The organism is Sphingobium sp. (assembly GCA_035196065.1).
GTDB lineage: Bacteria > Pseudomonadota > Alphaproteobacteria > Sphingomonadales > Sphingomonadaceae > Sphingorhabdus_B > Sphingorhabdus_B rara.
Genome location: CP136575.1, coordinates 1002779 through 1019809 on the forward strand (window position 1 = coordinate 1002779; position 17031 = coordinate 1019809).

Genomic DNA, 17031 nt, shown 5'->3' on the forward strand with positions numbered 1-17031 from the left:
CCTGCCTTAAGGGGCGAGCATGGAAGTTATTCGTAAAATGATTCTCACCGGGCCGCTGTTCGCCGCCGCAGCGCTGGCTGCGGTATCGACGGCACATGGGACTGCCGTAGCAGACCGGGCCAACGTACCCCGCTTGATCGTGCCAATGGCCTGCGATGTCGGCAAAACCTGCCTCATCCAGAAACTGGTCGATCATGATTCGGGGCCGGGACGGCGTGACCATCGCTGCGGCACCCTGACCACCGACGGCCATGACGGAATCGATATCCGCCTGCGCACGATGCAGGATATGGCACAGGGCTATGCGGTGCTCGCGGCGGCCGGCGGCGTCGTACTGCGCGTGCGGGATGGCGAACCCGATATTAGCATCCTTGAGCGGGGTAACGCCAATGGTCGTGACGCGGGCAATGGTGTTGTCATTGACCACGGCAATGGCTGGGAAACGCAATATAGCCATTTAAAGCGCGGCAGCCTCATCGTCCGTCCGGGCCAGCGCATTGCCGCAGGTGAGAGGCTGGGCCTAGTTGGCATGTCGGGCAATAGCGAATTTCCCCACCTTCATTTCTCCGTGCGGTTGCATGGAAAGCCGGTCGATCCGTTCACAGGCGCAACCGTTCCGGCTGCATGCGATGCGACCAAAATCCGTCCTGGCCTATGGACAACAGACGCAGCGCGCGCGCTGGCCTATACCCCTACGGCGCCGATCACGCTGGGCTTGGCGTCCCGCGTGCCGCCACGTGCGGTCGCTGATCGGGCTATTCCACCTGCCGTTGAGGGGGCAACATTGCCGTTGCTGATCTGGGTCGACCTGATCGGTGCGCAGGATGGCGACGTCCAGATTTTCGAAATCCAGGGACCGGACGGGACGCTGCTTCACAGCCAGACCCTTCCGGTGTCCAAAGGTGGTCTCAGTTGGTTTGCCTTTAGCGGAAAGCGCGCACCAGCGGCTGGGTGGCCGAAGGGTCGCTATGTTGGAAGTTATATTCTAAAACGCGATGGTGCAGCAATTGTTCAGCAACGGACCTTTGCAACGATGCCATGATTTGCCATTTTCAATATTTTTTCAGAAACTAAACTAAAATTGTAGAATAAATTGGAAATTAATATTGAAATACTTTCAATAAGTATTGAATTTTATTCATAATATCACATTTTTGTGAATACTATCGATAAAATAATACCTTAGATACATAAAATATACCAAGGTATAATTTTAACTATCTGAAATTTCCATTGCCGAATCGGCTGGCTGCGCCTGAAATGCCGGTAAGGGTGATGAAGTTCAGGCAATGGTCGCCAACGAGCACTAAGCACAAATCACACGAGCAGAAATCGAGGTTCCGGGCGCCTTGCGGATACGGGACTGAACGGCTGCTCGCGCCCGGCCAAGGGGGGTCCCCGTAACGACCAATACCCCTTCCAGGCGCGAGGAGCGCATGCAGAGGTGTGAAAGCTATGGAGCTAAAGCTCAGCCAAGCGGGCAATCAGAACGAAGGCAGTCGTGAACATTCGCATGGCGATGTCGGTGCTGAAGCAGCGCACAATATGTCAAAGCCATCCGGCAAGGCCGTAGCCGCCGGGGTAGGTCCGGCGACCACCATTCCTCCCGATGCCACGCGCATTGTTCCCGTCGACGGCAAGATCCAGCTTCCTGCAGGCACCCGGCTTGATGCCATTCGTGCGGTGGGTGCTGATTTGGTTGTGACGCTGCCGAACGGTGAAGTGCTGGTGATCGTTGATGGTGCGCTGCGGATGCCGCAGATCATGATTGGCACGATCAACATCCCGCCGGCGAACCTGGCGGCGCTGCTTGCAGGGCAGGAACCGGAACCTGCAGCAGGTGCACCGCAAAGTTCCGGCGGGAATTTCGATGAGCCCGTTGGCGATATCGGAGATTCTTTCGGCCTTGGCGATCTATTGCCACCGACAGAATTTGCCTTTGGTACCAGTGAGGAGCGCGAGTTCATCCCGGCAGTTGCCGACAATGAACCCGAAATCCTGATAGTCACGCCGGATCAGCCTGCCGGTGCGATCTCGGCTACGGCTTCGGTGTCTGAGGCTGCTTTGCCGGCTCGCGGTTCCGAACCGGCAGGTTCCGACCCGGCCTCCACAGCAGAAACCGTATCGGGCACGATCCAGATCATTGCGCTTGATCAGCCCGCGAGCGTAGCCGTCAACGGCACTATTGTGACTGGGGTAGGGCAGACGATCACCACGCCGCTGGGGTTGATCACGATCACCAGTATCGCGCCGGGCGCGGTCGGATACAGTTATACGCTGACCGACAATTCGACCAATCCGGCCGCGAGCGATATTGTTACCATTACAGTCACCGATCGCGATGGTGATGTCGCAACGGGGACGCTGACGCTGACCGTCCTCGACGATGCACCAGTCGCCCGCGCAGATCGTGAGGATGTGGCACCCAACACTTATTCAGCGCAGACAGGCAATGTCATCACCGGCCAGGGTACGGCCAGCGGTTCGGCTGGTGCGGACACGCAAGGTGCCGACAGCGCAACGGTTACCGGCATCCGTTCGGCAACTGCCATCGCCTTTTCCCCTTCGGGAGCGGCAATCGAGGGGGCCTATGGCCGGCTGCTGATCCAGTCCGACGGAAGCTATAGCTATACGCGCAATGCGGGCACGCCTGGCGGCGTTGCCGACGTTTTCACCTATCAATTGACCGATGGCGACGGTGATGTCGCCATCGCGACCCTCACGGTCAATATTGCCGATAGCGGTGTCGGCTTGCTCGTCCCTTCGGCGGGCGATGATGGCACCCGCGTGGACGAGGCAGGCCTTTCCGAACGCGACGGCGGTACGCCAGGATCGCGCGCGGGCGACGGCTCCGACATCACTGTAGGCGCAGTGTTGTTTGATGCGCCGGATGGTCCGGCAACGATCACGATCAACGGCGTCACATTGACCGGCGGCGATCAGGAAATCGAACTGCCCACCGGCATATTATATATATCCGGCCTGACCAACGGGTCGTTTGAATATGTCTTCGTGCTGACCGAAAATGTCGGCGCCAGTCCGGCAGCTCAGCCGGTCACGATTACTGTTACCGACCGCGACGGCGATAGCATTACGGCGACGTTCGACATCGAAATCATCGATGATGCACCACGCGCCGCCGCCGATACCGACAGCGTTGCGGCGGGGACATATGGCCCGGCGACCGGCAATGTCATCACCGATACCGAAAATGATGGCGGCGCGGATGTGCAGGGTGCCGATGGCGCGACTGTTTCGGCCGTTGCAGGCGCTGGCGGAACTGCACCGCCGGGTGTGCCGCTTGCGGGTCTTTATGGCGTGCTGACGCTCAATGGCGATGGCAGTTACAGCTACATCCGCAATCCGGGTACATCGGGCGGGGTTGTCGATACCTTCACCTATACGTTGCGTGACGGCGATGGCGATATTTCGAGCGCGACGCTTACCGTATCGATCCGCGACAGCGGTGTGACAGTGGTCGTCCCCAGCGGCGCAGGCGACGGACAGCAGGTTTCCGAAGCGGGGCTTCCCACCGGCTCGGATCCTGGAAGCGGCAGTGCGACCAACAATGGCAGTTTCACCTTTACGGCGGCTGACGGTCCGGCGCGCGTGACCATTGGCGGCATAGAGGTCATTGCAGTCGGCCAGACATTTGCAGGCAGCTATGGAACACTGACCATCACCTCAATCGATGCTGGGAAGATCGGTTACAGCTATCAATTGACCGTTTCTGCGCAGGGCGACGCTGCCAGCGACCAGTTCGCGATCCGTGTGACCGATGCCGATGGCGACGGTGTGAACGGCAGCCTCAAAATCGATATCATCGATGATGCGCCGATTGCGTTTGACGATGTTGATTTGGTGGATGCTGATGAGGCTGGGCTATTTGCCGATGGTAATGTGCTGACTGGCGCTGGTGGCAGCGACGCCAATGCCAGCGATGGCGCGGCTGACATCCAAGGTGCAGATGGTGCAATTGTCACCGACGTGGCGTTTGGCGGTAATGCAGGCGTGCTCGGCGGCGCGACCGCGGGAAGCTATGGCACACTGACACTCAACAGCGATGGCAGCTATCGCTATGTGCTCGATGCCGGACATCCCGATATCGTCGCGCTCGACAGCAACGACAGCCTGATCGAAACCTTTGAATATCAGATAACCGACGCCGATGGCGATCCCGCGATTGCGACGCTGACCATCGCGATAAGCGGCCGTGATGATGGCGTGATCATCCGGGAACTTAACTTAGATGGTGTCGAACTCAGCCTAAACGAAGCCAATCTGGCCGATGGCTCTGCCCCCGATCCGGACGCTTTGGTCCGCACCGGCAGCTTCAGCATTGATGCACCTGACGGTTTGGCCAACCTTACTATTGGCGGTGCAACTGTCTTTGATGGTGGCATTGTCGATGGCGTCACCGTGACCACTGATCATGGCGTCTTGACGATTACCGGGTTTGAACCGCTGTTTGATGCCAATGGCGATGTGGTCGGTGGCACGATCCATTACAGCTATGAACTGACCGACAATCTGCTGCTGCATAGCGGTGCCAACGACGATGTGTTGACCGAAAGTTTCGCCATCGTCGTTACTGACAGCGACGGGACCGTCGCAAGCGACAGCCTTGATGTGGCGATCGGCGATGACCGTCCGCTCGCCGAAGCCGATAGCGGTGATATTGGGGAAGGGCAGACGCTGGTCGCGGATGCCAATGCGGGCCTTCTGGCGAACGATATTGCAGGTGCAGATGAAACCGAACTGATTGGTGTGCGCGCCGCCGCCGGCAACCTGACCGCTGCTGTGTCAGGAGGGGTCGGTACAGCGATTGCCGGGCTTTACGGCACACTTACCGTCGCGGCGGACGGCAGCTACAGCTATGCCTCTAACCCCAATGTGGTCCCTGCTGCCGGCGGAACCGACATCTTCGTTTATACTCTTCGCGACGGCGATGGGGACCTGTCAACGACGACGCTGACAATCACGCTTGATGATTCCGGCCTGTCGGCAAGCGCTGTGAGCGCGACGGTATCGGAGGCCGCGCTGTCCGATGGCAGCGATCCCGACAGCGAGGCGGAAACAGTCGCGGGTGACCTCAATGGCCATGTGGCGGGCGGCAACGGGCCATACAGCTTTGCGCTGACTGGCGATGGTATCGGCAAGAATGGCGTGCTGATCATCAATGCCGACGGCAGCTATAGCTACACACTCGGCAGCCCCATAACCGGTTTATCCGCCAATGACGGCGCGAACATCGTCGCGGGTGCTGACAGCTTCACCTACACGGTCACCGACGCATTCGGGAACAGCACGCAAAACAGCATCACCATCGATATCATCGATGATGTGCCGATTGCCCGGGCCGATAGCGCGATCATCATAGCCGAAGATGCAGCGACCCTTGCGGGCGACCTTCTTGCCAATGATACCCCGGGTGCGGATGGCGCAAGCCTGACCTCGGTGGTTATCAACGGCGTCACCGTCGCCATTGCAGCATCGGGCACGACGACGCACAGCAACGCCTTTGGCACTTACAGCTTCGATGCGAGTGGCGCTTGGAGCTTCGATCCCAAGCCGTCGTCTAGCGCGTCGGCGCTCGATGCTGGTTTCAGCTATACCATAACCGATGGCGATGGTGACAAGGCAACCGCCACGCAGGCGATTTCGCTGGTTGACGGCCAGGATCCCCGGGCCAGCACACCAATTACATTGACGCTTGACGATCAGAACCTGCTCGAAGGTTCAACGCCAAATGTGTCGCCCAGCTTCCCGCTGCCGGTGACGAGCGGCACGATCAGCTTCACCGCTGGCTCGGACCCGATCGTCTCGATCGGCTTTGGTGATCTTGCAGGGCTGGGCGGCGGACTGACCTGGACGTTCGATTCGCCGACGACGATCATCGGCTGGTATACCGATATCCCCATCGTGCAACTCGACCTTGCCGTTGTTGGCCTGACCGCGACCGTGACCGCAACGCTGCTCACCAACTACCCCTTCCATGGCGACATCACGGCGGATGATCTTGCCGCCATGGGCTTTGCCAAGATTGTAGCGACCGACAGTGACGGTGACGTCGTCGTCGGGCAGGTCAATGTCGCCATTTCCGACGATGTGCCCTCCATTTCCGGGCGCACCGTGGCAGCCGGCCTGCTCAGCGTTGACGAGACTAATCTCGCACAGGATGCGACCGCCAATTTCCAAGCCCTGTTCAATATCGTCAAGGGTGCCGACCAGCCGGCGACGATGGCATACAGCTTTGCCGTCAATCCGGTATCAGGATTGGTCGACGTCGCCACCGGTTCCAGCATCCTGCTCTTTGCATCGGGCAATGTGGTCGAGGGCCGTGTCGGCGACGCGGCTGGGGCCGTTGTCTTCCGGTTGACTGTCGATGCCAATGGCGTTGCCACGCTGGATCAGATGCGTGCCGTCGCGCACCCGGACGCTGCGGACCCGAATGATCCTGTCACCATGATCGCGATGCGGATCAGCCTGACTGCAACGGTCACCGATTCCGAGGGCGATACCGCCAGCGCGACGGTCGACGTCGGCCATACTCTTGTGTTCCGCGATGACGGGCCCTCGATCGATGTCGGCGCAACTGATGGCAATGCGATAGTGCTTACCACACAGGACGCTGATAGCATCGGCCTCGCATCTGATACGGCTACTGTCAGTTTCGCCGCTGCATTTAGCACAGACAGTTTGTCCTATGGGGCAGACGGCGCGCCCAATGGTGCTACGGTCAGTTGGGCCTATGCGCTGGTGTTGGGTGCCGGAGCCGCTGCGACAAGCCTTACCAGCAATGGTGTGCCCATCACACTCGCGCTGGTTGGCGGGGAGATCATCGGAAGCGCAGCAGGAACGCCAATTTTCTCGGTTGCCGTGAACGCCGCAACCGCTGTTGTCACATTGACCCAATTTGGCGAACTTGATCATCCGTTGCCCGGCGCATCGGGTGCCTATGCTGAGCAGTTGCTGGCCTTGCCTGCCGGTCTGATTGAACTGCGCGGAACTGCGACGATCGTGGACCGTGACGGCGACAGTATCAGCGATAGTGCGACGATCGACCTTGGAGGCAATATCCGCTTTGCCGATGATGGGCCGGCGATTTCGGGCGGAGGCAACGCGCCTCTGCTTGAAACAGACGACAGCATGCTCGCCGTTAATGCCAGTGGAAGCTTCGCCGGGCTGTTCTCGCCGGCGCTCAGCTTTGGTGCCGACGGCCCGGGCACTGTCGCCTATGAACTAGGCGTCACCGCGGGACCGAGCGGCCTTGTCGACTCGCTCAGCGGCGAGGCTGTCACCCTCGCGCTTGTCGGCGGGGTGATTGTCGGGAGCACGTCGACGCATGAGGTTTTCCGCATCAGCGTTGACGCGGCGGGGGTGGTCACCTTCGACCAGTCGCGCGCCGTGCGCCATACGCCTGACAGCGGGCCGGACCAGAGCGTGTCGCTTTCGGGCAGCAGTCTCATCACCCTTACCGCAATCGCTACAGACGGCGATGGCGACACTGCCCGTGCGACAGTGGACATAACCGGCCGCTTTGCGATCCGCGACGATGCACCACAGGCGGTTGCCGATAGCGACAATGTCGCGCGCGACGGCGAAATATTCGCCGATGGCAATGTGCTGACCGGAATTGGCGGCGTCGATACCAATGGCGTTGACGGCGTTGCCGACAGCGCCGGTAGTGACGGCGGGTTGCGTGTGACGGCGATTGCCTATGGCAGCACCGTTGGCGCGCTTGGTTCCGCACTCGCCGGTAATTATGGTTCGATTACTGTCGCTGCCGATGGCAGCTATCGCTACGAACTCGACATTGCCGACCCCGACGTCATCGCTTTGAAAGCGAGCGAAACCCTCGCCGAGACCTTCACTTACAGTATCACCGATACGGATGGCGACATATCGACGGCCACGATCACGATCACGATTACCGGCGCCAATGATTTCCCTGTGGCGCGCGCCGACACCAACTGGGTGCTCGATGGGCCGAGCGGCTCGGATCCTGCGACCAGCGGCAATGTGTTGCAGGATATCAGCCACCCCGGCGCACCGTCGGGAAGCTTTGCCGATGTTGGCGATACTGATCCTGACCTTGAGGCGCTCACGGTCTCGACCGCAGGAACCTATGTTGGGATCTATGGCACGCTGGTGATTGGCGGCAATGGTGCTTACACCTACACGCTCAACGAGGACAATGTAGCGGTCAACGCGCTCGATAGCGGACAGTCCTTGTCCGAAAGCTTCGGCTATACAGTTACCGATGGCGCGCTGTCCGTTAGCTCTGCGCTGACGATTACGGTTTTCGGCACCAATGATGCGCCCACAATCGGATCTTCGGTGGCGCGCATTTCGGAAGAGGGGCTTCCCAATGCCAACCCCGACAGCGCCCCCAATGCGACGCTCGATACAACGGATAGCGGGAGTTTCAGCGGCGTCCTCGCCATTGCTGATGTTGATACAGGTGAGACATTGACCGCAACCCTGGGCAATCCGGGCAATGTGCTAAGTGCAGGCGGTGTGCCGGTGAGTTGGAGCGGCATAGGTACCGGAACACTGATAGGTTCAGTCGGCGGCAATGAGGTGATCCGCGTCACGCTGGCGGCAAACGGTGCCTATTCGGTAACGCTGTCGAAAGCGGTCGACCATGCCGACAGCCTGATTGAGGATCTGCGCGAGTTCACTGTCCCGGTCTCGGTCAGCGATGGTACGACCACCACGACCAACGCCAGTGCTATCCGCATCGTCATAGAAGACGATGCCCCGCGTGCATTTGGTGAAAGCGGTTCGTCGACCCAGCCGACGCAGGATGTGAACTCGCTCTTCATTCTCGATTTCAGCGACAGCATCGACGCCGGTGAACTCGACACGATGCTCGATGCAGTCAAGAATGCGCTGACTCTGCTCGACAATGCAGCATTGGGTCAACTCAACATCAAATTCGTGATCTTCTCGTCGGGCTCGTTCGCCTCTCCCAATTTCACCACCGCGGCAGCCGCCAATGCCTATCTCGATTCGCTTAATCCGGTCGATGGCGGGACGAGGCCTGACACCATCGGGCTCAACACCAATTATACTGGTGCGATCCAGACCGCTCTTGCAAACTGGTCGGCCATTCCCGGCGCAAGCAATCAGGTCTTTTTCCTCAGCGACGGCAATCCGAACCAGCAGACGCAGTTCGGTAGTGGTTTTCCGCCGGCGGTTGTCAATTCGTTGCTCAACGCGACCGCAACGGCCTGGAACAGCTATGTCGATGGCAACAATGTCAATGTCACCGTAATCGGTGTCGACAACAACCCGCTGCAGCCGCTGAACCTGCAAAGGCTCGCCGATGTCGATGTTAACAGCGCACCCGACAATGTTCCCATATTGGTCAACAGCTTCAGCGCGCTGGTCGCAACGCTGATCGCGGTGGTGGTGCCGACGCAGGTCGGCGGCGACCTTGACGCGAATGATCTCTACGGTGCCGATGGCGGGCGACTGCTGTCGATCACAATCGGCGCGGTGACCTATATCTGGGATGGTGGATCGACGATTTCTCTGTCCAGCGGCGGCACGATTTCGGGCACGACGCTCTCCAATATCCTGACGCCGATGGGTGGCGCATTGACCCTCAATTTCGCGACCGGACAGTATAGCTATCAGCCGCCAAGTCCGATCACGGTCACCGCGACGGAGGTTTTCAACTATAGCATCGTCGATACCGACGGCGACCGGGCAAGTGCAGCACTGTCGGTAACGATCACTGCAGCAGCGCCGCCAGTGGTTCTCGACCTCGATGGCGACGGGGTCGAGTTTGTCTCGAGCGCCGCCGGTGTGCGCTTTGATTATGACGGCGATGGCCACGCGGAATTGACTGCCTGGGTCGGCCCCGATGACGGTTTGCTTGTGCTTGATCGCAACGGCGATGGCCGGATCAACGAGGGCAGCGAGCTGGTCTTTGCCGAGAAAGGTCTGACCGACCTGCAAGGCCTTGCAGCAAATTATGACAGCAATGGCGACGGCCAGTTCAACGGCTCCGATGCCGAATTTTCCAGTTTCGGCGTTTGGCGCGATGCCAATGGCAATGGCGTAACCGATCCGGGCGAACTGCAAACGCTTACGGAGGCGGGCATTGTCAGCATCGGGCTTGTTTCAGACAGCCGCGGTTATGTGACCGCCGAAGGACAGGTGATCGTGCGCGGTGAGGCGCTGTATCTGCGCAGCGATGGCAGCACCGCCCGCCTGGCCGACGCAGCCTTTGCGACGAATTTAGCAAATGATGCGCAGCGCGCGCTGCTGTCTGGCAGCACCGCCATGTCGGCAGCGCTCGTCGCAGCGGGGTTGGTTGCGGCATTGCCGCTTGCGGCGGCAGATGTCGAACAAGCGCCGCCTTCTGACATATCGGTGATCGGGGTTGCACAAGCGATTGAAGCCGTCGAAGCCGATCCCTTCATGCCGATGTCCGGCGGTGATGGCGAGGAGCTTTGGCTGGGCGACTATCTGATCGTATCCGAGATGCGCGACACCATCGGTACTGAACCCTCTAGCCATCTTGCTGACCAAATGGCTTCGGCCGTGCCCGAAGACCGGTTCGAGGACACGATCCGCGAGCCCGTTTCGATGGTCGAACGCGTCGAACCCCACTTAGCCCCGGCAACACTGGTCACCGATCTGACCAGTCCATTTGCGGCGCCGGCTGATCAATCGCTAATGCGTGCCGTTGATGCCAAGGTCAGCCTTCCGGTCGAACCCATCAGTGCGATCGTCACCAATGCGCTGGAAGGGCAGATGGTCGATTTGGATGCCCTGCTCGGGCCTCAGCAACTGTCTGAACCGTTGACGCCGTTGCTCGACAACCAAGCGCTTGGCGAGATGGCGATGACCTCGCCAACGCTTTTCATTCCTGAATTCATGCAGGTCCAGATTGCTGCGCAGATGGAGCATTCCGCAGCGACCGGCCACGCCTGAATAAAACCGGCCTCGTCCTTCACACCCGTGGGCGAGGTAAGAAAAAAGGGGAAAGACTATGCAGAGACTGACATTTCGCCATGCGTTGCTGATCGCTACCGCACTCATCGTGGCCCCGCGGCAGGCCCGCAGCGAACAGATCGACCTCAAGGCTGCCGTCGAAGCAGCAATGCAAACGCACCCTGAAATCAACCAAGCGGTCGAAAACAAGGATGCCATCGAATTTGAGCGCGAACAGGCGCAGGGTCTTTTCTATCCGCAAATTTCGGTCGAAGGCTCGGCTGGAGTCCGCCGGCTTGAAAATGCAACGCGCCGTTCCCTGAATATTGCCGATCAGGAACTCTATCCGATGGAGGCGGGCCTGCGCGTCCAGCAAATCATCTATGATGGGGGAAGCCGGCGTAGCGAACTGAAATATCAGGCCTCGCGAACCGATGGTGCCGCCTTTCGGGTGGAGGAACGAGCGCAATTTGTCGCCCTGCAGGTTTCTCGCCAATATCTTGATTTCCTGTTGCAGCAACGGATCGTGGCTGCGTCGGAGGACAATATCGCTTTCCATTCCAAGCTGGTCGATGATCTGAAACAGGGTGTTGCCAAAGGTTCGATCAGCGTCGCCGACCAGCAACAGGCCGAGGAGCGGCTGCAGTCCGCACGTACACGGTTGATTGAGGCGAACCAAGATATGGTCAATACCTCCGCCTCTTTCCGCACATTGACCGGCATGGAACTGGTCGATGGCGCAACGCTGCCGCCGTCGCTGGCGGACAATATTCCTCCCAGCCTTGAAGATTCGATTGCCCGCAGTCGCGAGCAGAATCCGCGCGTGCGTGAGGCACGTGCCGATGTCGATGCAGCCTATGCAATGGTTGCGAAAGCCAAAGCGGATTCGCAACCGACCATGTCATTCGAAGGCAGCGCCCGCGTCGGGGACGATATCGATGGTTTCCGTGGCGAAACCAACGACCTTCAGGCTGGCCTTGTCGTTCGCTGGGATGTTTTCAATGGCGGTTTAAAGCGCGCAAAAATCCAAGAGATGTACCGACGCGAGCGCGAAGCCCGTTTCCGTCTCGACCAGATGACGCGCGAGGCAGAGGAAGATGTGCGGGTTTCTTGGAATGCGTGGGATGCGCAGGGCAAGCTGGTGAAGGAACTGGATCAGCAGGCACAAATTTCTGATGAATTGCTGCGTTCATATCGCGCGCAGTTCAATGTCGGCCGCCGCTCGCTGCTCGACGTGCTTGATGCCCAGAACACCCGTTACAATGTGCAGGTGCGCGCTGAAACTGCCCGTTTCGCGCAGTTTTTCGCCGAGTTCAAAGTGCTAGCTGCATTGGACGGTTTGTTGCAGGCGATGCAGGTCAATCCGCCCAGCGCTGCTCAGGCCAGTGCGCGAACACGGTTCAAGGTGGATAATGCGCCGCTGACCGACAGCCCGTCTATGCGGGAACCGAAATGACCGCGCCCGGCCGGAAACCGCAAGCGCGGGGCTGGGCCGGGCCTGACCCCGCACTCGATTTCGATGTCTGGAACGCGCATGTGCCACAGGATGATGAACTGCTCGCCTGTGTCGCGCAACTTGCCGCCATTTTCGAACGTCCCTTTGTCCCGGCAAGGGTGACCCGCGGACTGGCGCTCGACGAACAGGGGTTTGTCCCGCTTGACCAGATCGACCAGGCATTGGACCGGTTGGGACTGCGCTGTGAAGTTACCAATCGCCCGGTCAGTGACTGGAACCGGCATGATGTCCCGGCGCTGCTTGTGCTGGGCAACGGGCGGCCGGTCCTGCTCAACGCGGTGGACGAGGACAACTGGACAATTTGGCTGCCCGGAACCGCGATGAATGTTGCGATGCCGCGCCAGCGTATCGAGGGAATGGCGCCAGGAGCGACGTTGATCATCCGAAATGATCCTGCGCGTGAAATGGCGCGCGAGCGGCCCTGGGATCTGGCCCACAAAAATCACTGGTTCTGGAGCGAGGTTTGGAAGGAGCGCGATCAGGTCAAATATATTGTGCTCGCGTCGCTGCTGATCAACATGGTCGCCTTCGCATTGCCGTTGTTCACGATGAACGTCTATGATCGGATCATCCCGAACAAGGCGGTAACCAGCCTTTGGGTGATGGCGCTGGGCGTCGCATTTGCCATTTCGGTTGAGTATAGTCTGCGGCTTGCGCGCACCAGCCTGATCGACGAAGTTGGACGCGCGGTCGATGCGCGCCTGTCGCAAAGGCTGCTCGACAAGGTGCTGAACCTGCCGCTGGCGACCCAGCGCGGGAGCACTGGGGCACTTGCGCGGCGCGTGACCGAATATGAACAGGTACGCGATTTTTTCACGTCGACCACAGTCGTTCTCATCACCGACATATTTTTCTTGTTCGTTTTTGTTGCGCTGATTGCGTTTCTCGGCGGCTGGCTCGCGCTTATTCCGGTCGTTGCAATGGCGGTGATGTTTGCTGCGGGCTGGGTTCTACAGCGCAAGATGGGCGATTCGATCGCCGATGCGCAAGTAGACGCGAGCCTTTTGCAGACGACGCTATTCGAGGCGATTGGCAGTCTCGAAACCGTGAAGGCGTGCCGTGCAGAGGGGCGCATGCTCGGCAAGTGGCGGCGCTATGCGGCTTCGAATGCACATACGCAGGAAGAGTTGCGCGGGCTTACAGCCAAGGCTGTGAACCTTGCCACTCTGTGCCAGCAGGGCACCAATGTGGCGTTGGTTATCGGCGGTTTTTACCTTTTCAGTGCCGGCAGCATTTCGATGGGTGCAATTATCGCCATTGTCATGCTGGCCAGCCGTTCGCTTGCGCCTGTAGGGCAGCTCGCCTTCCTCATGACACGCGGCCGGCAGGCCTTTGTCACCCTTGGAAGCCTTCAGACATTGATGGATCAGGCCGATGAGCGCGACAAGGGTAGCCACTCGATCGTGCATGCGATCAGGCAAGGCCATATGCAGCTAGACCATGTTGGCTTCGCCTATCCCGAAGCTGGTGGGGAGTCGCTCAGCGAGATTTCTCTGATGATTGCGCCCGGAGAGCGCATCGGCATCATCGGCCGTGTCGCCTCGGGCAAATCGACGCTCGGCCGACTGATATGCGGCCTTTATGAACCGACCGCAGGCAGCTACCGGATTGATGGCCTCGACAGCCGCCAGCACCAGCCGCACGACATGCGCGCCCAGTTGCGCTTTGTCGGGCAGGATGCCGAGTTGTTCAGCGGCACGATCCGTGAAAACCTGCTGATCGGTTCCGAAAATGCCGGCGACGGCGAGATTGCCCTGGCGATCGAACAATCTGGCGTGGGTGCATTTCTGGGCAAGGATGCGAACGGTTTCGATTTCCACATTGGTGAACGCGGATCGCGGCTTTCGGGCGGGCAGCGCAGTTTTCTGGTGCTGGCCCGGGCGCTGGTTGAGCCTGCGCGGCTGCTGTTCCTTGATGAACCCACCGGCGCCATGGACAGCCATAGCGAGAAGCATTTTGTCGATCATTTGCGCGGTTCGCTTGCGCCGCAACAAACGCTGATCATTGCGACGCATCGCATGGCGGTGCTCGAACTGGTCGACCGGCTGATCGTGATGGATAAGGGGCGTATTGTCGCCGACGGTCCACGCGACCAGATTCTTGCCAAAGCCGGTCTGTCATGACGGCGGCCGCGCTTCCCGTCAGCCGGCCTTTGGGCCTTGCGATCTTCGGTGACCGGACTGCCCGGAAACTGACCATGATTTTTGTGCTGGTGACCATGCTGACATCGGAAACGCTATGGGCACATTTCTTGAAACTTGTGGGTGCCGAAGACACATTTCTGGCGGAGCCCGTTCCTCCGTCCGCCTATTCAGACCGCGAAATTGCGCAGCTTGTAAGGTTGACCGAAAGCCCCAATCAGTTCGCAGATCTCTCTGCTGACGAGGCACAAGAACGCAATGAGGCCATCCCCTTTGTCGAAGTGCCGGCCGTCGGGGCCAAGCCGTTTCGCGCGCTCAGCCTTGAAAGCGGTACCGGGCTGACCGCGCTGCGCTGCCTGACACAGGCAGTCTATTATGAGGCGGCTTATGAGCCACTCCAAGGCCGCCGTGCCGTGGCGCAAGTGGTTTTGAACCGGATGCGCCATTCGGCCTTCCCCAAATCGGTGTGCGGGGTTGTCTATGAAGGCGTCAATCGCCCGGTCTGCCAGTTCAGTTTCACATGCGACGGATCGTTGAAACGCAAGCCAAGTGCAGCGGCCTGGCGTGAGGCGGAGGAAGTTGCCGCAGCGGCCCTCGCCGGATATGTGGAACGCTCAGTCGGCCTCGCGACCCATTATCATGCCAATTATGTGTCGCCTTACTGGGCGCCCAAACTTGCCAAGATCAGCAAGATCGGGGCGCATATATTCTACCGATGGCCCGGCAAATGGGGGATGCCGTCCGCCTTTTCCGGTTTGTATTCGGGGAATGAGGCGATCCCTCATATTCTTCCGCGTGCGTTCCTTTCGGCGAAGGGAGCAACTGGCGCGTCTGTTGTTGAATATGAAGCCGAGGAGGCCGCCCGCGCCTATGTCGCATCGCGCCTTCCGGCCGGCCTCATGCCGGAAAGTCGCGCCGACAATGATGTGGGCGGGCGCCTCGACATCTCAAAGGGCTGGGCTGCGTCGATCCCTGAACCCGAAGACACATATCATTCATCCCGTGCAATTGCCCGGCAGCAGGCTGGCGCGTTTGAAATTTCAGAAAAAGGAGGCGGCTCATGATCAGGACGAAACCTTATATCGGTGCGCGGCGTATCATCCTTGCATCGGGCGTTGCCATGTTCGTCTTTGTCAGTTGGGCGAGCTTCGCCCGTGTGGATGAGGTGACGCGGGGGCAGGGCAGGGTGATCCCGTCAAGCAAAGCCCAGATCGTCCAGTCTGCCGAGCCGGCAACCATCCGCGATATTGTCGTTCGACCTGGGCAAGCGGTGCGCAAGGGGCAATTGCTGGTACGGCTCGACGATACCGAATCGTCTGCGCAACTCGGCCAGATAGAGGCGGAAAATCGTTCATTAGAGGCACGGGCTGCACGGCTCTCGCGCGAGGGCACGGGCGGCATGGGGAACGCGGATTGCGCCACCAACCCGACAGCGGCCTGCAGCGAAGAGGCTGCGCTCCAGTCTGTTCGCGCGGCGGCACAGCGTAGCCGGCAGGCGGCACTGAGTGCTGCGATCGAACAGCGCCGCCGCGACTATGGCGAGGCGCAGGCAACCGTTGCCTCGCTGCAGTCGAGCCTGAAAATCGCGCAAGAACAGGTCAGCATGATCGAGCCGCTTGCGGCCCAGTCAATTGTCCCCAAGACCGAGTTGATGAACGCACAGCGCGAGGCGACTGAACTGCGCGGAAAATTGGCAGCAGCGCAGCAGGCGGTGTCACGCGCGCAGGCAGGGATTAGTGAAGCCCAGGCGCAATCGTCCGAGGCAGGTCTGCAATTCCGGCAGGAAGCCTTGAACGAGCGGAGCCAATTGGTCGCCAAGATGGCTGTGAACAGCGAATCGCTGCGCGGTGCAACGGGCCGATTGCAGCGCAGCGAGATACGCTCGCCGGTTAACGGCATCGTCAATGATGTGCAGGTTACCACTGTCGGGGGTTTTCTGCAGGCCGGCCAGAAGATCATGCAGGTGGTGCCGCTTGGCGATAAACTGCTGGTCGAAGCCCGCGTTTCGCCAAAGGATATTGCCTTCATCAAGGTGAATGACCGAGCGAACGTCAAGGTTACCGCTTATGACTTCGCGGTCTATGGCGGGCTCTCCGGCAAGGTTGTACAGATTTCTGCTGACAGCATTTATGACGAGGCTGCCAAGGAAAGTTATTTCAGCGTCGTCGTGCAGACCGATCGCTCCTACCTTGCCAGTGGCGCACGCCGGTTACCGATTAGCCCGGGCATGATCTGCGATGTCGAGATCGTCACCGGCAAGAAGACTATCTTGAGCTATTTGCTGAAGCCGCTGATCCGTGCTCGCTCCGAAGCGCTGAACGAGCGCTGACCTGTCGAAAACCTGCCGGTCGCCTTGATTCTGAAACAAGTTTGCCCCCGTCTGCATTCTGGCCGACGGGGGCATCTGTTTTGAACTATGGTTGC

General features: G+C 59.6%; 6 protein-coding genes. All 6 read left to right on the plus strand.

The features are described from left to right. Positions 1-19 precede the first annotated feature (19 nt). The 6 genes from RSE16_04825 (at position 20) to RSE16_04850 (ending at position 16936) form a co-directional block, all read left to right on the plus strand. Complete coding sequence (locus RSE16_04825) at positions 20-1042, plus strand: M23 family metallopeptidase (protein WRH76794.1); 1023 nt, start codon at positions 20-22, stop codon at positions 1040-1042. Positions 1043-1545: 503 nt separating this feature from the next. Further along, a complete protein-coding gene (locus tag RSE16_04830) occupies positions 1546-10950 on the plus strand; it encodes a DUF5801 repeats-in-toxin domain-containing protein (GenBank protein WRH76795.1) in 9405 nt (3134 codons plus the stop codon). Between the two features lie 58 nt (positions 10951-11008). Next, on the plus strand, positions 11009-12406 hold the full coding sequence (locus tag RSE16_04835) for a TolC family outer membrane protein (protein WRH76796.1): 1398 nt from the start codon (positions 11009-11011) through the stop codon (positions 12404-12406). Further along, on the plus strand, positions 12403-14589 hold the full coding sequence (locus RSE16_04840) for a type I secretion system permease/ATPase (protein WRH76797.1): 2187 nt from the start codon (positions 12403-12405) through the stop codon (positions 14587-14589). The genes RSE16_04835 and RSE16_04840 overlap by 4 nt, the downstream gene beginning before the upstream one ends. Beyond that, a complete protein-coding gene (locus RSE16_04845) occupies positions 14586-15671 on the plus strand; it encodes a cell wall hydrolase (GenBank protein WRH76798.1) in 1086 nt (361 codons plus the stop codon). The genes RSE16_04840 and RSE16_04845 overlap by 4 nt, the downstream gene beginning before the upstream one ends. Beyond that, positions 15668-16936 (plus strand): HlyD family type I secretion periplasmic adaptor subunit, encoded by a 1269-nt coding sequence (locus RSE16_04850; GenBank protein WRH76799.1) that lies wholly within the window; start codon positions 15668-15670, stop codon positions 16934-16936. Before RSE16_04845 ends, RSE16_04850 begins: the two co-directional genes overlap by 4 nt. Positions 16937-17031: the final 95 nt, after the last annotated feature.